This window comes from Allofournierella sp., assembly GCF_048388525.1.
GTDB lineage: Bacteria > Bacillota > Clostridia > Oscillospirales > Ruminococcaceae > BQOK01.
Window position 1 is genome coordinate 1 of sequence record NZ_DBGCTQ010000044.1, and the last position, 16,912, is coordinate 16,912.

A 16,912-nucleotide genomic window follows, 5' to 3' on the forward strand; every position below is an offset into this window, starting at 1 on the left:
GGCGGCGGGCGGCGCGCTTTGCCGAATCTCGGGGGCGGGCTTTGGCTCCTCCTGTACCGGCCGGGCCGCCGTTTCTTCCCCTGCCGGGGCGGGCTGCTGGGGGGCTTGCCGTTTTGGCAGCGCGCCGCCGAGGCGCAGCGGCTCCGAGTGGAGCACCTGCCCCCCTGCGCCGGGCGCCGGAACGGCGCGCGTTTCAGCCGGGGCCGGGCGGGGCGCGTCCGGTTCCGCCCAGGCACCCTGCCGCAGTGGCGCCTGGGCGGAGGCCGGGGCGGCTGCGGCAGCCGAACCGCCCCCTGCAAAGCTGGGCTGCTTTACAGGGGTGCTCAGATCCAGCTGCACCGGCGCTTCGGCTGTTTTCTTTTCCGGCGCGGCCTGCCGGAAGCTGAAATGCTGCTCCCCGCTGCCGGGCTGTGCCAGTGCGGCTTTTGCGGCCCGGTACACCGCGTCGAACGCCTCGCTCTCACGGGCAAAGCGCACCTCCGTTTTTGCGGGGTGCACATTCACGTCCACCAGTTCACAGGGCATGTCCAGCATGAGCACACATCCCGGAAATTTGCCCTGCATCAGGGTGCCCCGGTATGCGTTTTCCAGCGCCGCCATCATGGTGCGGTTTTTTACAAACCGCCCGTTGATAAAAAAGAACTGCATCCCCCGGCTTGCCCGGCAGGCCCTGGGCGGGGTGATCAGGCCGTGCACCCGGTACGCGCCCGCCGCCTCATCCAGCTCCAAAAGATCCTTGGAAAATTCGCGCCCCAACACCGCATAGACCGCGCTGCGCAGGCTCCCGTCGCCGGGGGTCTTGTACTGAAGCTTTCCGTCCTTTATAAACCCCACAGATACTTCCGGGTGCGAGAGGGCCACACGGCCCACCGTTTCGCCCACAAACGTGCCCTCGCTGGCGTCCTTTTTTAAGAACTTCATGCGGGCGGGGGTGTTGTAAAACAGGTCGCGCACGGCGATGGTGGTGCCCACAGGGCGGGCGCCGGGCTCCATGCCCAGCTCCTCGCCGCCCTCAATGCGGTAGCAGCAGGCAAATTCGTCCGGCTCGGTGCGGGTGAGCACCTCCACCCGTGCCACGCTGGCAATCGAGGCCAGGGCCTCGCCCCGAAAGCCCAGCGTATGAATGCTCTCCAGATCCCGCTCGGTTGTGATCTTGCTGGTGGCATGGCGGATAAAGGCGGTTGGGATATACTCAGCTTCAATGCCGCTGCCGTTGTCGGCCACCTGGATCAGGCTCACGCCGCCCCGCTCAATGGTGACCGTGACCTGGGCGGCCCCGGCGTCGATGGCGTTTTCCAACAGCTCCTTGACCACCGACGCGGGCCGTTCCACCACCTCGCCCGCCGCGATCAGCTCGGCCGTGTGCTTGTCCAAAACATGGATGACCGCCATTGGGGCCACCTCCCTTTTGCTTTATTGCAGGGTCTTTTTCAGTTCGTACAAAAAGTTGAGCGCCTCGATGGGAGTCAGCGTCTCCACGTCCAGGGCCCGCAGCTTGTCCACCATCTCACCCGGCAGCGCGGGGGCGGCCAGCTGCTCGAACGCCTCAAAATCCAGCTGATCCACCCGGTGGGCGCCGGGCGCCGTGGCCTCCAAGGCCTTCAGCACCTCTTTGGCGCGCTTTGTGACCTCGTCCGGCAGGCCGGCCAGCTTGGCTACCTGGATGCCGTAGCTGTCGTCGGCGGGGCCGCGCACAATGCGGCGCAGGAAGGTGATGTCATCGCCCCGCTTTTTCACCGCGATATTGTAATTTTTAACGCCCGGCAGGTCGTTTTCCAGCTCGGTAAGCTCGTGATAATGGGTGGCGAACAGCGTTTTGCAGCCAATATGGCCGGAGATATGCTCCACCACCGCCCGGGCGATGCTCATGCCGTCGAAGGTGGAGGTGCCCCGGCCGATCTCGTCCAGGATAACAAGGCTCTTTTTGGTGGCATACTGCAAAATTTCCGCAACCTCGGTCATCTCCACCATAAAGGTGGACTGGCCCGCTGCCAAATCGTCCGAGGCGCCCACCCGGGTAAAGATCGCATCCACCACACCCACCCGGCAGGCCTTTGCCGGCACAAAGCTGCCGATCTGCGCCAGCAGCGCGATCAGGGCATTTTGGCGCATATATGTGGATTTGCCTGCCATGTTGGGGCCTGTGATGATGAGAAGATTGTCCTCGGCGCAGTCCAGCGCGGTGTCGTTGGGCACGAACAGGCTTTTGCGCTGCATCTGTTCGATCACTGGGTGCCGCCCCTCGGTGATGTGCAGCCCGTCGCCCCCGTCCACCGCGGGGCGCACATAATCGTTTGTCACGGCCACCTGCGCCAGCGCCGCCAGCACATCCAGCTTTGCCACGGCGCCGGCCGTGGCCTGAATCCGGGCCAGCTGGGCCGAGAGATTAAACAGCAGTTCCTCGAACAGCTTGCGCTCCAGCACCAGCAGGCGCTCGCTGGCGCCCAGGATCTTGTTCTCCAGCTCCTTGAGCTCCTCGGTGATATAGCGCTCGGCGTTGGCCAGGGTCTGCTTGCGCACAAACCCCGGGGGCACCTGGCTGGTGAAGGACTTGCTCACCTCGATATAATAGCCGAACACCCGGTTGTAGCCGATCTTGAGGGTGCGGATGCCCGTTTCCTCTTTCATTTTTGCTTCCAGGTGCGACAGATACCCCTTGCCGCCGTGCACGATGTCCCGCAGCTCATCCACCTCAGGGTTGTAGCCCGCCCGGATGACCCCGCCCTCCTTCAGGGTTGAGGGGGCCTCTTCGTCCACCGCGGCGTAGATCCGCTCTTTGATATCCTCCAGCGGGTCGATGCGGCCGGCCAGCGCAGTGAGCTCCGGGCAGCCGCAGCCCTCGGCCAGGGCTTTCAGCGCGGGGAGCTGGTCGCAGGTGCTGGCCAGAGAATAGATCTCCTTGGGGGTGGCCGAGCCATATACCGTGCGGGTCATCAGGCGCTCAATGTCAAACACGCGGCTCAGCGCCTCAATGATTTCGGCCCGCTGGATGTTCTGTTCGTACAAAGCCTGCACGCTGTCCAGCCGGGCGTTGATCGCCGCCGCGTTCACCAGGGGCTGCTCCAGCCAGCTGCGCAAAAGGCGTTTGCCCATGGCGGTCTGGGTCTTGTCCAGCACCCAGAGCAGGGTGCCGCGCTTTTCGCGGCCGCGCATGGTCTCGGTGAGCTCCAGGTTCGCCCGGGTAACGGGCGAAAGCTGCATATACTGGGCCTCTGCATAGTTGTGCACGCTCTTGAGCCGCTCCACACCTTTTTTCTGGGTGGCGTGCAAATAGCCCAGCAGGCCGCTCATGGCATAGGGCGCGCAGCCGTCCCGCGCAAAGCCGGTGGCCGCGGCCCAGTCTGCGCCGAACTGGGCCGTGAGCTGCTGTTCCACGCGCTGCGGGGCAAACTGCTCGTCCTCCAGCAGCTCCACCGCACAGGTCATGTGCTGTTTGATATACGCTGTCACGTCCTTCAGGTTCAGCAGGGCGGCGTTGAACAGCACCTCGCTGGGGCTGTAGCGGCACAGCTCGGTGATGATCTGGGTACTCAGCTTTTCGCTGCACAGTTCAGTGGAGTGTGCGGTGCCTGTGGAAACATCGGCAAAGCACATGCCCGCTTTGCCCTCTTTTAAGTATATACTGCATATGTAGTTGTTTTTGTCGTCTTGAAGCATGCTGCTCTCAATGACTGTGCCGGGGGTGATGACCCGGATGATATCGCGCTTTACAAGCCCCTTTGCCAGGGCAGGGTCCTCCATCTGCTCACAGATGGCTACCTTGTAGCCCTTGGCGATCAGCCGCGCCACATAGGCCTCGTAGCTGTGGAAGGGCACGCCGCACATGGGGGCGCGCTCCTCCTGGCCGCAGTCCCGCCCGGTGAGCGTGAGCTCCAGCTCCTTGGACGCCAGAAGGGCGTCGTCGTAGAACATCTCGTAAAAATCACCCAGGCGGAAAAACAGGATCTCGTCCTTATGCTGCTTTTTCAGCTCAAAATACTGGGTCATCATGGGGGAAAGCTCCGCCACGAAACATCACCTACCTACACATTTTGGGAAAGCGGGCGGCCCCCAGAGCATTTGCTGCGCCGAGAGCCGCCTGGCCGGAATCGTTTTGTTTTCAGTGGCAGCCGCTGCAGGAGGAGCAGCTGCCCGAGCAGCCGGCCTCGGGCTGCTGCACGCTCATGGGGTCGCCGCCGTTCATTGCGGTGTTGATGATGGCGTCGATGTAGCTGATCAGCGCCTCGGCCTCGGCCTTTGCCTCGTTGTAGGCGGCCATGCTCCCGGTGGACATGATCTTGCTGTAGAGCTCGTTGACCTTGGCGTTCAGTTCAGCTACCTTGGCGTCGTCCCGCTCGTCCTTGCTGATCTCGTTGTTCAGGTCGAGCCGGGCAAGGTTGAACTCGCCGATCATATCCTGCAGGGCTTCGTCCTTGTCGTTGGCCTCGCGGGCGGCGGCCAGTGCCAGGTAGCAGGGGTCGGTCTGCAGCGCGGCTGCAGCTTTTTTAAAGAGGTCGATGGTATCCATGAAATATCTCCTTTTTTGTTTATTGGGCAAGCTCGCCCGTCAATATGGTTCCCCGGGAACCGGTAAAATGCACGGGTGCATATTCGCCCACAAGGGCGGCAGGGCCCGCAAACTCCACCACCAGATTGTTGGAAAGGCGGCCGGAAAGCGTTCCCTCCTGCCTGCCGTGGCCCTCCACCAGCACCCGCTGGGTCTGCCCCGCGAGCCGGGCCACCAGGCCGCAGGCGATCTCGTCCTGCACCGTGAGCAGCCGGGCCATGCGCCGGGCCTTTTCCTGGCGGGTAACCGGGTCCGGCATGGAGGCCGCCCTGGTGCCGGTCCGCTTGGAATAAATAAAGGTGAACAGCTGCATGTAACCCACCTTGCGCACCAGGTCCAGCGTGGCTTCAAAATCCTCCTCGGTTTCGCCGGGGAATCCCACGATAATGTCGCTGGAAAAGGTGACCCCCGGAATGGCGGTGCGGGCATATTCCACCAGGTCCAGATACTGGGCGACGGTGTAGTGCCGGTTCATTTCACGCAGCACCCGGTCGCTGCCGCACTGCACCGGCAGGTGGATGTGGCTGCAGATCCGTTCGTTGCGGGCAATGGTGTCGATCAGCTTGCGGCTGGCATCTTTTGGGTGGCTGGTCATAAAGCGCAGGTGGTAGTCGCCCGGCTCTTTGCACAGCAGCTCCAAAAGGTCCGCAAAGTCGATGGGCTGTTCCAGGCCCTTGCCATAGCTGTTCACATTCTGCCCCAGCAGCGTGATCTCCTTGTAGCCCGCGGCCACAAGGCCGCGGAACTCGGCCAGCACGTCCGCCGGGCGGCGGCTGCGCTCGCGCCCGCGCACATAGGGCACAATGCAGTAGGTACAAAAATTATCGCACCCGTACATGATGGGCAGCCAGGCACGGAACCGGGAATCGCGCCGGATCGGAACCTGCTCCACGATCTCTGTGCGCTCGGCCGGGGCCTGTAAAAGCCGCCTGTTGCCCCCCGCCAGCTTTTCCGCCAGCAATTGGGGCAGCGTGTCGATGCCGTTCACCCCAAACACCAGATCCACAAACGGGTAGCTCTGCCGGATCTTTTCCACCACCGCAGGCTGCTGCGCCATGCATCCGCACAGCCCGATGATCAGCCCCGGCTTTTGTTTTTTCAGGCTTTTCAGCGCCCCCACGTTGCCGAATACCCGCTGCTCGGCGTGCTCGCGCACCGCGCAGGTATTGAACAGGATCAGATCCGCCTGCTGGGGCGCATCGCACAGGCCGAAGCCCGCGTCGGCCAGTACGCCCTTGATCTTTTCGCCGTCGTTTACGTTCTGCTGGCAGCCGTAAGAATGCACATAGGCCAAAGGCGGGCTTTCGTAATAGCGGGCGATCGCCCCGGCCGCCGCCCGGTTGTGTTCAAAATGAATGGGTTCCAAAAGGCTCTCCTATCCGTTGTAACGCCCCCAAAGCGCGGGCGCTCACCGCAGCCCCCGCTTGTGGCTTTTTAGTTGATATTCAAAATTAGTATACAATATTTTGCGCTTTTGCACAAGCGCCTCCAAAAGAATTTGCCGAAAAATGGCACAGACCGCCCGGCCGCTGCACGCGGGGGGCGGCCTGTGCCACAAGCGCAGTTACGGGGCGCGCTCTTCACGTCTGCTTTTCCAAAAGCAGATAGAGCGAAAAGGCGCTGCCCTGCCCGGGTTTCGATTGCAGCTTGATATACCCGCTTTGCAGCCCCGCGATCTCCCGCGCAAGGTACAGCCCCACCCCCACGCCGGGTTCGCCGCGCACCTCTTCGCCGCGCCAAAACCGGCCGAACACCGCCCCCTGCTCCGCCTCCCGGATGCCGGGCCCGGTATCCTGTACCGTAATGCGGCAGAACATGGGGCTTGCAGCGCACCGAATGTTCACCCTGCCGCCGGCCGGGGTGTATTTTACGGCATTGTCGATCAGGTTGCCCAGGGCCTCGGCCGTCCATTTGGGGTCGAACCACGCGGTCTGTTCCGCCGGCTCCACTGTAAAGTCAATCCGCTTTTCACTTGCCGCGGCGCGATACGGGGCGGCGGCCTGCTCCATCAGCTCCCCCACATCCCCCACCAAGGGCGCGACCTGCACAGCCCCCGTTTCCAGGCGGCTCATTTTTACCAGCGCATCGATCAAAAACTGCAGCCGCTGCCCCTGGGCGGCGATCTGCCGCGTCATGGCCCTGGCCGCTTGGGGCAGCTCCTGTTCCTGCAAAAGCTGTGTGTACAGCAAAATACCGGCCAGGGGCGTTTTGGTCTGATGCGAAATATCCCCGATCAGCTCTTTCAGGCGCGCCCTGTCGCTTTCCAAGTGCTTTTGAGACAAGGCCCCCGCCTGCAAAAAGCGCGCCAGCCTGGCCTCCAGGCGGGAGAGCTGCTGTTCGCTGTAAGAATGTTCGGAAAAGCCGCCGCTCATGCACTCTTCGAGCATGCGCTCCAGGTTTTTCATGGTGCGCCGGGCATGCAGCCCATAGGCGGCCGCCCAGACTGCCGCCGCCAGCGCCAGCACAAGGGCCGCCCCCACCGCCGCCCAGACCGCCGCCTGTGGCGGAATGTGAAGCAAATACGTGAGGTCAAACATCGCCGCCCGCCTCCCAGCGGTACCCCACGCCGTACACGGTTTGTATGTAAGCGGGGGCTTTGGAACCGGCCTCCAGCTTCGCCCGCAGGCGGCGCACCGTCACGGTGAGGGTGTTTTCATCCACAAACTCGCCGCCATTCCATACCTGCTCCAGCAGCACTTCCCGGGGCAGGGTTCGCCCCCGGTTTGCCACCAAAAGGCGCAGCAGCCGCTGCTCGGTAACGCTCAGGGTGATCTCCCGGCCGGCCGCCTCAAAGTGCAGGGCGGAAAAATCGAACCGGAAAGGCCCCAGCTCGTATACCGGGGCCTCCCCCTTTGCCTCGCCGCGGCGCAACGCTGCCGCCACCCGGGCGCGCAGCACCGCCAGGCTGAAAGGCTTTGTGATATAGTCGTCGCCGCCGGCCTCCAGGGCCGTGACCTCGCTGTATTCGGCGTCGTTTGCGGTCAAAAAAAGCACCGGGGTGGCGTCGCCCCGGGCCCGCAGCTCACGGCAAAGCGCAAGGCCGCTGCCATCCGGCAGGCCCAGATCCAGCAGGATCAGATCGAACGTCCCCTGCTGCAGCGCGTTCCGGGCTTCGGCCAGGCGGCTGCAGCTGCAAAAGTCGAACCCCTGCCCCTCAAAGCTCAGGGCAATGCCCTGCCCCAGGGCCTCGTCGTCCTCCACCAGCAGGATGCGCTTCACCGGCGTTCCCCCTTTTCCACGCGCAGTTTCATGCGCGCTTTTTCTTTGCCCGGGCCGCTTTTTCTCCCGGCACAGGCCGGACCCGGTCCCGCTCCAGCACAGGCGCCAGATAGCGGCCCGTGTAGGACGCGGGGTTCTGCGCGACCTGCTCCGGGGTCCCGGTGGCCACCACCGTGCCGCCCTCGCCGCCGCCCTCCGGGCCAAGGTCGATGATATAGTCCGCCCGTTTGATGATATCCAGGTTGTGCTCGATGATCACCACCGTGTTGCCGGTTTCCACCAGCCGGTCCAGCACCTGGATGAGCTTGTGAACGTCGGCCACATGCAGGCCGGTGCTGGGCTCATCCAGCACATACACGGTCTGGCCGGTCTCCCGTTTGGCCAGTTCCAGGGCCAGCTTTACCCGCTGGGCCTCGCCGCCGGAAAGGGTGGTGGCGCTTTGCCCCAGCTTGATGTAGCCCAGGCCCACGTCCAGAAGGGTCTGCAGCTTGCGCTCAATGCGGGGCTGGTTTGCAAAGAAAGCGCAGGCCTCCTCCACCGTCATTTCCAGCACCTCGGCAATGCTTTTTTCCCGGTATTTCACTTCCAGGGTTTCCCGGTTGTAGCGGGCGCCCTTGCACACCTCGCAGGGCACGAAGATGTCCGGCAGAAAGTGCATCTCAATCTGCACAATGCCGTCGCCCTCGCAGGCTTCGCACCGCCCGCCCTTTACGTTAAAGCTGAAGCGCCCCGGCCCGTAGCCGCGCATTTTTGCGGCCTCGGTCTGCGAGAACACATTGCGGATATCGGTAAAAACGCCGGTATAAGTGGCGGGGTTGGAACGCGGGGTCCGGCCGATGGGCGCCTGGTCAATCCCGATGACCTTGTCCACATATTCCAGGCCCTCAATGGCCCTGAACTTGCCGGGGCGGCGCTTTGCCCCGTTCAGCTCCATGGCAAGGGCCTTATAGAACACCTCGTTGATCAGGCTGGATTTGCCCGAACCGGACACGCCGGTCACACAGATCATGCGCCCCAGGGGAAGATCCACGTCGATGTTTTTCAGGTTGTTCTCGGCCGCGCCGCGGATGCGCAGCTTTTTGCCGCTGCCCTTGCGGCGGGTGGGGGGCACCTCGATCCGCTTGCGCCCGGAGAGGTAATCGCCTGTGATGCTGCGGGGCGCGGCGCAGATATCCTCCACGCTGCCCTCGGCCACGATCTCCCCCCCATGCACGCCCGCGCCGGGGCCCACGTCCACAATATAATCGGCCTGGCGCATGGTGTCCTCGTCGTGCTCCACCACGATCAGGGTGTTGCCCAGGTCCCGCAGCCGTTTTAAGGTGGCGATGAGCTTGTCGTTGTCGCGCTGGTGCAGGCCGATGCTGGGCTCGTCCAGCACGTACAGCACGCCTGTCAGGGCGCTGCCGATCTGGGTCGCCAGCCGGATGCGCTGGCTCTCGCCGCCCGAAAGGCCCGACGCCCCGCGGGAGAGGGTCAGGTAATCCAGGCCCACGCTCTGCAAAAAGCCCAGCCGCTCGCGCACCTCTTTCAAAATACCGTCGCCGATGCGGTGCTCCTGGTCGGTAAGGCGGATGCCCTCCAGAAATTTCAGCTCTTCCCGCACGCTCATATCGCCGAAATCGCTGATATTGATGCCCCCCACCGTCACCGCCAGGCTGGTGGGCTTGAGGCGCTTGCCGCCGCAGTCCGGGCACTCGACCCCGTTCATCACGGTGGCAATCTCTTCCTTCATCCACTCGCTGCTGGTCTCCCGGAAACGGCGCTCCAGGTTGGTCACGATGCCCTCGAACTCGTTCATGTAGCGGCCCGAGCCAAACTCGTTTTCGCGGTGCATCTCGATCCGCTCGCCGCCGGTGCCGTAGAGCAGCGCATTGATGGCCGCCGCGCTGAACTCCTTCACCGGCGTATCCAGGGTAAAGCCGTATTTCTTGCCCAGCCCCTTATAATACATCTCGCTGATGGAGCCCTCAGCATAGTACCAGCCGCTGGCTTTCACGGCCCCCTGCCGGATCGAAAGGTTTTTATTAGGCAGGATCAGCTCCGGATCCACCCGCATAAAGGTGCCAAGGCCTGTGCACCGCTCACAGGCGCCGAAGGGGTTGTTGAAGCTGAACATGCGGGGCTCCAGCTCGTTGATGGACACACCGTGCTCCGGGCAGGCATAGCTCTGGCTGAACTGCAGTTCTTCGCCGCCCGGCACATCCACGGTCGCCAGGCCCCCGGTCAGGGCAAGGGCCGTTTCCAGGCTGTCAGCCAGGCGGCTGCGCACGGCGCCGTTCAGAACGAGCCGGTCCACCACGATCTCCACCGTGTGCTTTTTGTTTTTTTCCAGGCTGATCTCCTCTTCCAGATCGTAGAGGTTGCCATCCACCCGCACCCGGGCGTAGCCGCCCCGGCGGGCGGCGTCCAGCTCTTTTTGCTGGGTGCCCTTGCGCCCGCGCACCACCGGCGCAAGCACCTGGAACTTTGTGCCCTCGGGCAGCTCCAGCACCGCGTCCACCATCTGGTCCACCGTCTGCTGGGTGATAACCCTGCCGCACACCGGGCAGTGCGGAATGCCGATGCGCGCATACAAAAGGCGCAGATAGTCGTGGATCTCGGTCACGGTGCCCACCGTGGACCGGGGGTTGCGGTTGGTGGTTTTCTGGTCGATGGAAATGGCCGGCGAAAGCCCCTCGATGTTGTCCACATCCGGCTTTTCCATCTGGCCCAGGAACATGCGGGCATAGCTGGAAAGGCTTTCCATATAGCGGCGCTGGCCGTCCGCGTAAATGGTGTCGAACGCGAGGCTGGATTTGCCGCTGCCTGAAAGGCCGGTCATCACCACCAGCTTGTCCCGCGGAATGGTAAGGCTCACATTTTTCAGGTTGTGCTCCCGCGCGCCCCTGATCACAATTTTGTCGTTGCTCACTTGTACGTTTCCCTCTCCCTCTGGTATGTGGGTGTCGCTTAAAATCTGCCCCTGCGCTTTTTCTCCATGGGGGTGTCCTCTTTGGGGTTCTCGCCCCGGCGCAGCTTGTCGATGCGGTCGCGCAGGAAAGCCGCGTGCTCAAACTCCAGCAGCTTTGCCGCCTCCTTCATCTCGCGGGTCAGGCGGGTGATGAGCTGCTCGCGCTCGGCCTTGCTCATGCGGCGGGTGCCGAGCTTCGCATTCTCCTTGTGATCGCTGATCTCCAGGCTGTCGCGAATGCCCTTCACAATGGTGGTGGGCACAATGCCGTGCTCCTCGTTGTAGGCCATCTGGATGGCACGGCGGCGCTCTGTTTCGGTGATGGCAGCCTCCATGCTGGGGGTCACCTCGTCGGCGTACATGATCACCACGCCCTGGGCGTTGCGGGCCGCGCGGCCGATGGTCTGCACAAGGCTGGTCTCGCTGCGCAAAAAGCCTTCCTTGTCTGCGTCCAGAATGGCCACCAGCGAAACCTCCGGAAGATCCAGCCCCTCGCGCAGCAGGTTGATGCCCACAATCACGTCGATGGCGCCGGTGCGCAGGTCCCGGATCAGCTCCATCCGCTCAAAGGTATCCACCTCATGGTGCATATACTTTACCTTTACGCCGTGATCGGTCAGGTAGTCGGTCAGGTCCTCGGCCATTTTTTTGGTGAGCGTGGTCACCAGCACCCGCTCGCCGCGGGCGGTGCGCTGGTTGATCTCGCCCAAAAGATCTTCAATCTGGCCTTCCACCGGCTTTACAATGATCACCGGGTCCAGCAGGCCCGTGGGCCGGATCACCTGCTGGGCGATCTGGGTGCTGTGGGTACGCTCGTATTCAGCGGGGGTGGCGCTCACAAACACGATCTGGTTGAGCTTTTTTTCCACCTCTTCAAACTTGAGCGGGCGGTTGTCAAAGGCAGAGGGCAGGCGGAAGCCAAAATCCACCAAGGTCTTTTTGCGGGCGTAGTCGCCGCCATACATGGCCCGCAGCTGGGGCAGCATCACATGGCTCTCGTCCACAAACAGCAAAAAGTCCGGCGGGAAATAGTCCAGCAGCGTGGTGGGGGTGGACCCGGGTGCCCGGCCTGAAAGCACGGCAGAGTAGTTTTCAATGCCCTTGCACATGCCCACTTCCTGCAGCATTTCCATATCATAACGGGTGCGCTGGGCAATGCGCTGGGCCTCCAGCAGCTTGCCCTCTGCGGTGAAGCGGCGCACCTGCTGATCCATCTCCTCCTGGATGTGGGTCAGCCCCTGCTGCATTTTTTCCGGCGAAACGATGTAATGGCTGGCCGGGAAAATCGCCACATGCTTGACCACGTTTTTCCGCTCCCCTGTCAGGGGGTTCATCTCACTGATGCGGTCGATCTCATCGCCAAAAAACTCCACCCGGATGGCCACATCGTTCATATAGGCCAGGTTGATCTCCACCACATCGCCCCGCACCCGGAATTTGTTGCGCACAAAATTGATGTCGTTGCGTTCATATTGCAGCTTTACCAGCCGCCGGCACAGCTCGTCCCGATCCATCTGCATTCCGGGGCGCAGGCTGATGACCATGCTCCGGTAGTCGATGGGGTCGCCCAGGCTGTAAATGCAGGACACACTGGCCACGATGATCACATCACGCCGCTCGGAAAGGGCCGCCGTGGCCGAGTGGCGCAGCCGGTCGATCTCGTCGTTGATGGCGCTGTCTTTTTCAATATAGGTATCCGTGGAAGGAATGTAGGCCTCCGGCTGATAATAGTCGTAATACGAAACGAAATACTCCACCGCATTCTCCGGAAAAAACTCCCGGAACTCGGTGCACAGCTGCGCGGCCAGGGTTTTGTTGTGCGCCAGCACCAGGGTGGGCCGGTTGACCTTTGCGATCACGTTCGCCATGGTGAAGGTCTTGCCGCTGCCCGTCACCCCCAAAAGGGTTTGGGCTTTATCCCCCCGCAAAATGCCCTGCGCCAGCTGTTCAATGGCCTGCGGCTGGTCGCCCGTGGCCTGATAGGGGGATACAAGCTTAAAATGATCCATTTTTTCTCCTTATAAAACCAGGCGCTCAGCGCCCAAAGCCCAATTCCGGCAGTCGCCTCGTCTGTTCCATCGAGAGGTAGTCTCCCTCGGAATCCACAATGATATGATCCAGCAGGCGGATGCCCAGCGGGTACAGAACCCTTCCCACCGAAGCGGTGAAATCCAGGTCCGCCTGGCTGGGCAGCGCAAGGCCGCCCGGGTGGTTGTGGGCCAGCACCACCTGGGTGGCGCCCAGCCGCACCGCCCGCTGCGCCAGTGCCCGCGGCGAAACCGCCGATTCGTTGCTGCCGCCCTCGGCCAGCCGTTCCCACTTGATCAGGCTGTTACGGTCGTCAAAGTACAGCGCATACACCTGTTCGACCCTCACCCCGTGGAACAACGGCACCACAAACTCGGCGATCTGTTCCATTTTTTCAAAGGTGCGGGGCGCCGCGCTGCGGGTGTGCTGGTAATATCGGCTGGCCTCCATCACCATGGCCAGCAGCCGCGCGGTGGCGGGCCCCACCCCTTCCACTTCCTGCAGTTCCGCCTCGCTGGCTTCCAGTACCCGGCAAAAATCGCCGAAATGGTCGATCAGGCGATGGGCCAGCGGGTTCACATCCTTTCGAGGGATGGAAAAGGTGAGCATGTATTCCAGCGCCTCGTGCCCGGCAAGGCCCCTGAAGCCGTTTTCCAAAAAGCGGCGGTGCAGCCGCTCCCGGTGCTCCGCATGGATGTTTTTGTTTGAAACCGCCATCCGGCCGCCCCCCTTTTTTCTCTCATTCGCCGCTTTACGCGGTATCCGTTTTATTATATACTATTTGAGAGCGATTTTAAAGAGAGGGGCTGCCAGGTTTGAAGGGTTTTACCGCCGGCAAAAACGAGGAAGGGGTGCGCCTGTCGCGCTTTGTGCAAAACGTGACCACCGGTCTGCCCGCCAGTATGCTGTACAAGAGCTTCCGCAACAAGCGCATCAAGGTGAACGGCAGGCGTGCCGCGCCCGAGGATCGGCTGCACGAGGGGGATCTGGTGGAGCTGTATCTCAACGATGAGTTTTTCCCCTCCGGCCCCGCCAAGGCCCCCGCGCCGCGCCGCCGCGCCCCCCTCACCGTGATATACGAGGACGAAGCCCTGGCCGTTCTTTACAAGCCCCCCCACCTGCTCTGCCACCCGGACCGCACCGGCGACGACAGCCTGGTGGAAGCATTCCAGGATTATCTTGCCCAAAAAGGCGGGTATGACCCGCAGGCGGAGGCCAGTTTCTCCCCCGCGCTGTGCAACCGGCTGGACCGGGGCACTGAGGGGCTGGTGATCGGCGCCAAAAGCTACCCCGCCCTGCGGGACATGAACGAGGTGATCCGCCGGGACCTTGTGCGCAAGGAATATCTGGCCATCACCCTGGGCGCGCCGCCCCAGGGGCGCCACACCGCCTGGCTGCGCCACAGCGAGGTGGGCAACAAGGTGACTGTGCGCGCCACCCCGGCCGAAGGGTATAAAGAAATCATCACCGATGTATCGGTGGAACGGACCACGGGCCCTTTTGCCCTCTGCCGCATCGGCCTGGTGACGGGGCGCACCCACCAGATCCGCGCACATCTGGCGTTTCTGGGCGCGCCGGTCCTGGGCGACGTCAAATACGGCAGCCGCAAATGGAACGAGCGTACCGACTTTAAAACCCAGGCCCTGTGCGCGGTAAGCCTGGCTTTTGGCGCCATTTCCCCGGAAAACAGCCTGTGCGGCATGAGCGGCCGGACCGTGGAGCTGGAGCACCCCGGGCTGGCGGCCCGGTTTGAGGCCCTGGCAAAACCGGGCCAGTGAATTCAGGTTTAAAGAAGCATTGGCAAAAGGGCCCTGCCTTTTTGCCAATGCTTCTTTGGTTTATCGCGGTTTTGGCGGCGCCTTTTTTCTTTTTCGGGGCGCGGGCAGCGCGGCCCAGGTGCGCCGCAAAAGCCCGGCTGCAAAGGCCGCGTCCTCGGGGTCTTCCACCACCAAAGCATCTCCCGCGCCCTCGTAGGGTTGGGCCAGGCGGAGCCCGGGCGCGAACGCGCGGCCGGCCGGGGTGTTTTTGATGAACAGCTGGTCGTCACAGATGCAGCCCACAAACTTGCCCTCCAACCAGACGCCGTACTCGCCGAACAGCCGTTTGATCTCCACCGCTCCCGCTGCCGCCAGCTGATCGCCGATGTAACGGGCAAATTCTTCACTGGTCGCCATAAGCACATCCCCTTTCTTTTTTCCGCCCATCGCCGCCTTCCTCCGCGGGATAAAGCGCCAGGATCCGGCGCGCCCGCTCTGCGATCTGGCGCGCGGCCCAGGCGGGTTCCAGCACGGTCACAGCGTCCCCCATGCCCAAAAGCCAGCTGCGCATGTATTCCGGGTCATAGAAGTCGCGCTGGAACAAAAGATCCCCGTTGGGCTGTTCCGTATAACAGTCGGGGCCGTATTCCTCCACAAGGCGATACTTTGCCCTCTGCTGAAAGCGGGCTACCAGATGCACCTCATCCCCGCCCGTGCCGGGGTCGAAATCCAATTCTTCCAGCCGCACGGGCCGCGGGTCAAACCCCCGGCCCGTGACCTCCAGCTCCCACATACGGTTGAGCTTAAACAGGCGGAACGCCTGCCGTTCCAGGCACCAGCTGTACAGATACCAGCCACCCCAATGAAATACCAGCCGGTAGGGCTCTACCTCCCGCATGCTCTCCCCTTTCGCATAATAATAGCAAAAGCGCAGGGTGTGCTTTTCCCGGGCGGCGCGCTGCACCAGCGCCATTTTTTTTGCCAGATCGTCCTTGTAATAGGTGGCCAGATCGATCAAAAACAGGTCGTCCGCCTCCAGCACCTGGCGCCGGCCTGCCCCCAGCTTTTCTGCCAGAGCGGCCATGTGGTCGCTGTTCAAAAGGCCGTCCAGGCTTTTTACCCCGGCCAGGATCGCCTGCAGCTCGTCCTGCGTGAGCAGCGCCGCCTCCAGCCGATAGCCCGCGGCAATGGCGATACCGCCGCCCTTGCCCTGGGTGGTCACCAGTGGGATGCCCGCGCGGCCCAGCGCATCGATATCGCGGGTGATGGTGCGGCGCGACACCTCAAATTTTTCAGCCAGCTGGGGTGCGGTCACGACGCCGTTCTGCAAAAGAGTGGTAAGAATGCCCAAAAGCCGGTCGGTGCGCAAAGCGGCCCCCCCTTTCCATCAAGTTTCTACTTTATTATAACACTATAACAAGACAACTGTATGTCCTGTTTTAGGCAAAAAGCAGCGGCCCCCGCATCCTTTTGCGGGGGCCGCTGCTTTTCTTTGATGGCCGTGCACGCCGCGCCGCCTTTAGAAAAAGCTCACCTGGCTGGTGTCCGGCAGCGCGCCCAGTGCGCCCACGCTTTTCAGGTTCTCCATCACCGCGCTGGAAACACCGCTGGCCTGCTGAAGCTCCTCAATGGAAAGATATTCCTGCCCTTTTGCCGTGGCATTTTCCAGCGCCACAGCCGCGGCCTCGCCCACGCCCTTCAGTGCGGCAAAGGGCAGCCGCACCTTGCCGTCCTCCACCATATAGCGGGTGGCGTGGCTTTTGCCCAGCTCGATGGGAAGGAATTCATAGCCCCGCACCAGCATCTCGTTTACCAGCTGGAGCGACACCTGGATATCCTCGTCCTTTGCCTTTTTTTCTTCCCGCAGGCGCGCCTCCACCTCTTTCAGGTGCTGCTGGGCGACCTTGGCTCCCCCCACCGCGGCCTCGTAGTCGATATCGTCGCCGCGCACGGTAAAATACGTGGCATAGAACGCCTGGGGATGGTAGACCTTGAACCACATCAGGCGGATTGCCGCGATCAGGTACGCCACGGCGTGCGCCTTGGGGAACATGTATTTTATCTTGCGGCAGGAATCCATGTACCAGTCCGGCACGCCACAGGCCTTCATAGCCTCCTCTGCTCCTGGGGGAAATCCGTTTTTGGCCACCTTGCCCTTGCGGGTCAGCTCCATCACATTGAACGCCATTTTGGGTTCCAGGCCCTTGTGCAGCAGGTAGGTCATAATGCTGTCGCGGCAGCCGATCACGTCCGAAATGGTGCACGTGCCGGTCTTGATCAGATCCTGGGCGTTGCCGTTCCACACGTCGGTACCGTGCGAGAGCCCCGAGATCTGGGTCAGATCGCTGAAGTTTTTCGGCTGCGCTTCCATCAGCATCTGGCGCACGAAAGGGGTGCCCAGCTCTGGAATTC

12 protein-coding genes and 1 pseudogene are annotated in these 16,912 nt (G+C 62.5%); 1 reads left to right on the forward strand and 12 read right to left on the reverse strand.

Features of this window, described 5'->3' with window-relative positions; translation table 11 throughout:
* The 9 genes from mutL to ACMLHZ_RS04880 form a co-directional block, all read right to left on the reverse strand.
* Window positions 1-1,392 (reverse strand): DNA mismatch repair endonuclease MutL (gene mutL, locus ACMLHZ_RS04840; protein ID WP_418666664.1); only part of this gene is annotated, 1,392 nt, incomplete at its 3' end.
* A 21-nt stretch (window positions 1,393-1,413) separates the two neighbouring features.
* Window positions 1,414-4,008: a DNA mismatch repair protein MutS gene (gene mutS / locus ACMLHZ_RS04845; RefSeq protein WP_418666665.1), complete on the reverse strand. Its 2,595-nt coding sequence runs from the start codon at window positions 4,006-4,008 to the stop codon at window positions 1,414-1,416.
* A gap of 91 nt (window positions 4,009-4,099) precedes the next feature.
* Entirely contained in the window at window positions 4,100-4,507 is a 408-nt protein-coding gene (locus ACMLHZ_RS04850; RefSeq protein ID WP_418666666.1) for a YlbF family regulator, read from the reverse strand.
* 19 nt (window positions 4,508-4,526) lie between these two features.
* Window positions 4,527-5,912, reverse strand: a complete 1,386-nt coding sequence (gene miaB, locus ACMLHZ_RS04855) for a tRNA (N6-isopentenyl adenosine(37)-C2)-methylthiotransferase MiaB (protein ID WP_418666667.1) — start codon at window positions 5,910-5,912, stop codon at window positions 4,527-4,529.
* Window positions 5,913-6,126: 214 nt separating this feature from the next.
* Window positions 6,127-7,083 carry a sensor histidine kinase gene (locus ACMLHZ_RS04860; RefSeq protein WP_418666668.1) on the reverse strand — a complete coding sequence of 319 codons (957 nt, stop codon included), beginning with the start codon at window positions 7,081-7,083 and terminating at the stop codon, window positions 6,127-6,129.
* Window positions 7,076-7,765, reverse strand: a complete 690-nt coding sequence (locus ACMLHZ_RS04865; RefSeq protein WP_418666669.1) for a response regulator transcription factor — start codon at window positions 7,763-7,765, stop codon at window positions 7,076-7,078. Before ACMLHZ_RS04865 ends, ACMLHZ_RS04860 begins: the two co-directional genes overlap by 8 nt.
* A gap of 28 nt (window positions 7,766-7,793) precedes the next feature.
* Complete coding sequence (gene uvrA, locus ACMLHZ_RS04870) at window positions 7,794-10,676, reverse strand: excinuclease ABC subunit UvrA (RefSeq protein WP_418666670.1); 2,883 nt, start codon at window positions 10,674-10,676, stop codon at window positions 7,794-7,796.
* Between the two features lie 38 nt (window positions 10,677-10,714).
* Window positions 10,715-12,724, reverse strand: coding sequence for an excinuclease ABC subunit UvrB (gene uvrB, locus ACMLHZ_RS04875; RefSeq protein ID WP_418666671.1), 2,010 nt, complete (start codon window positions 12,722-12,724; stop codon window positions 10,715-10,717).
* Between the two features lie 25 nt (window positions 12,725-12,749).
* The gene (locus tag ACMLHZ_RS04880) at window positions 12,750-13,460 is read right to left on the reverse strand and encodes a JAB domain-containing protein (protein WP_418666672.1); all 711 of its coding nucleotides are present in this window, start codon (window positions 13,458-13,460) and stop codon (window positions 12,750-12,752) included.
* Window positions 13,461-13,558: 98 nt separating this feature from the next.
* Here ACMLHZ_RS04880 and ACMLHZ_RS04885 point away from each other — a divergent pair, with 98 nt between their 5' ends.
* Window positions 13,559-14,521, forward strand: coding sequence for an RluA family pseudouridine synthase (locus ACMLHZ_RS04885; RefSeq protein WP_418666673.1), 963 nt, complete (start codon window positions 13,559-13,561; stop codon window positions 14,519-14,521).
* Window positions 14,522-14,581: 60 nt separating this feature from the next.
* Here the strand turns inward: ACMLHZ_RS04885 and ACMLHZ_RS04890 are convergent, their stop codons facing one another.
* The 3 genes and pseudogenes from ACMLHZ_RS04890 to ACMLHZ_RS04900 all read right to left on the reverse strand — a co-directional run.
* On the reverse strand, window positions 14,582-14,917 hold the full coding sequence (locus tag ACMLHZ_RS04890; protein ID WP_418666674.1) for a TfoX/Sxy family protein: 336 nt from the start codon (window positions 14,915-14,917) through the stop codon (window positions 14,582-14,584).
* Window positions 14,904-15,869: a helix-turn-helix transcriptional regulator gene (locus tag ACMLHZ_RS04895; RefSeq protein ID WP_418666675.1), complete on the reverse strand. Its 966-nt coding sequence runs from the start codon at window positions 15,867-15,869 to the stop codon at window positions 14,904-14,906. The genes ACMLHZ_RS04890 and ACMLHZ_RS04895 overlap by 14 nt, the downstream gene beginning before the upstream one ends.
* A 150-nt stretch (window positions 15,870-16,019) precedes the next feature.
* Window positions 16,020-16,912, reverse strand: a pseudogene (locus ACMLHZ_RS04900) (PolC-type DNA polymerase III); the annotation flags it as partial.

What these genes read in the sequence shown, in the direction of transcription:
- ACMLHZ_RS04850 (WP_418666666.1), bottom strand. Translation starts at nt 4,507, where the DNA reads ATGGATACCATCGACCTCTTTAAAAAAGCTGCAGCCGCGCTGCAGACC.
- ACMLHZ_RS04860 (WP_418666668.1), bottom strand. Translation starts at nt 7,083, where the DNA reads ATGTTTGACCTCACGTATTTGCTTCACATTCCGCCACAGGCGGCGGTC.
- uvrB (WP_418666671.1), bottom strand. Translation starts at nt 12,724, where the DNA reads ATGGATCATTTTAAGCTTGTATCCCCCTATCAGGCCACGGGCGACCAG.
- ACMLHZ_RS04880 (WP_418666672.1), bottom strand. Translation starts at nt 13,460, where the DNA reads ATGGCGGTTTCAAACAAAAACATCCATGCGGAGCACCGGGAGCGGCTG.
- ACMLHZ_RS04890 (WP_418666674.1), bottom strand. Translation starts at nt 14,917, where the DNA reads ATGGCGACCAGTGAAGAATTTGCCCGTTACATCGGCGATCAGCTGGCG.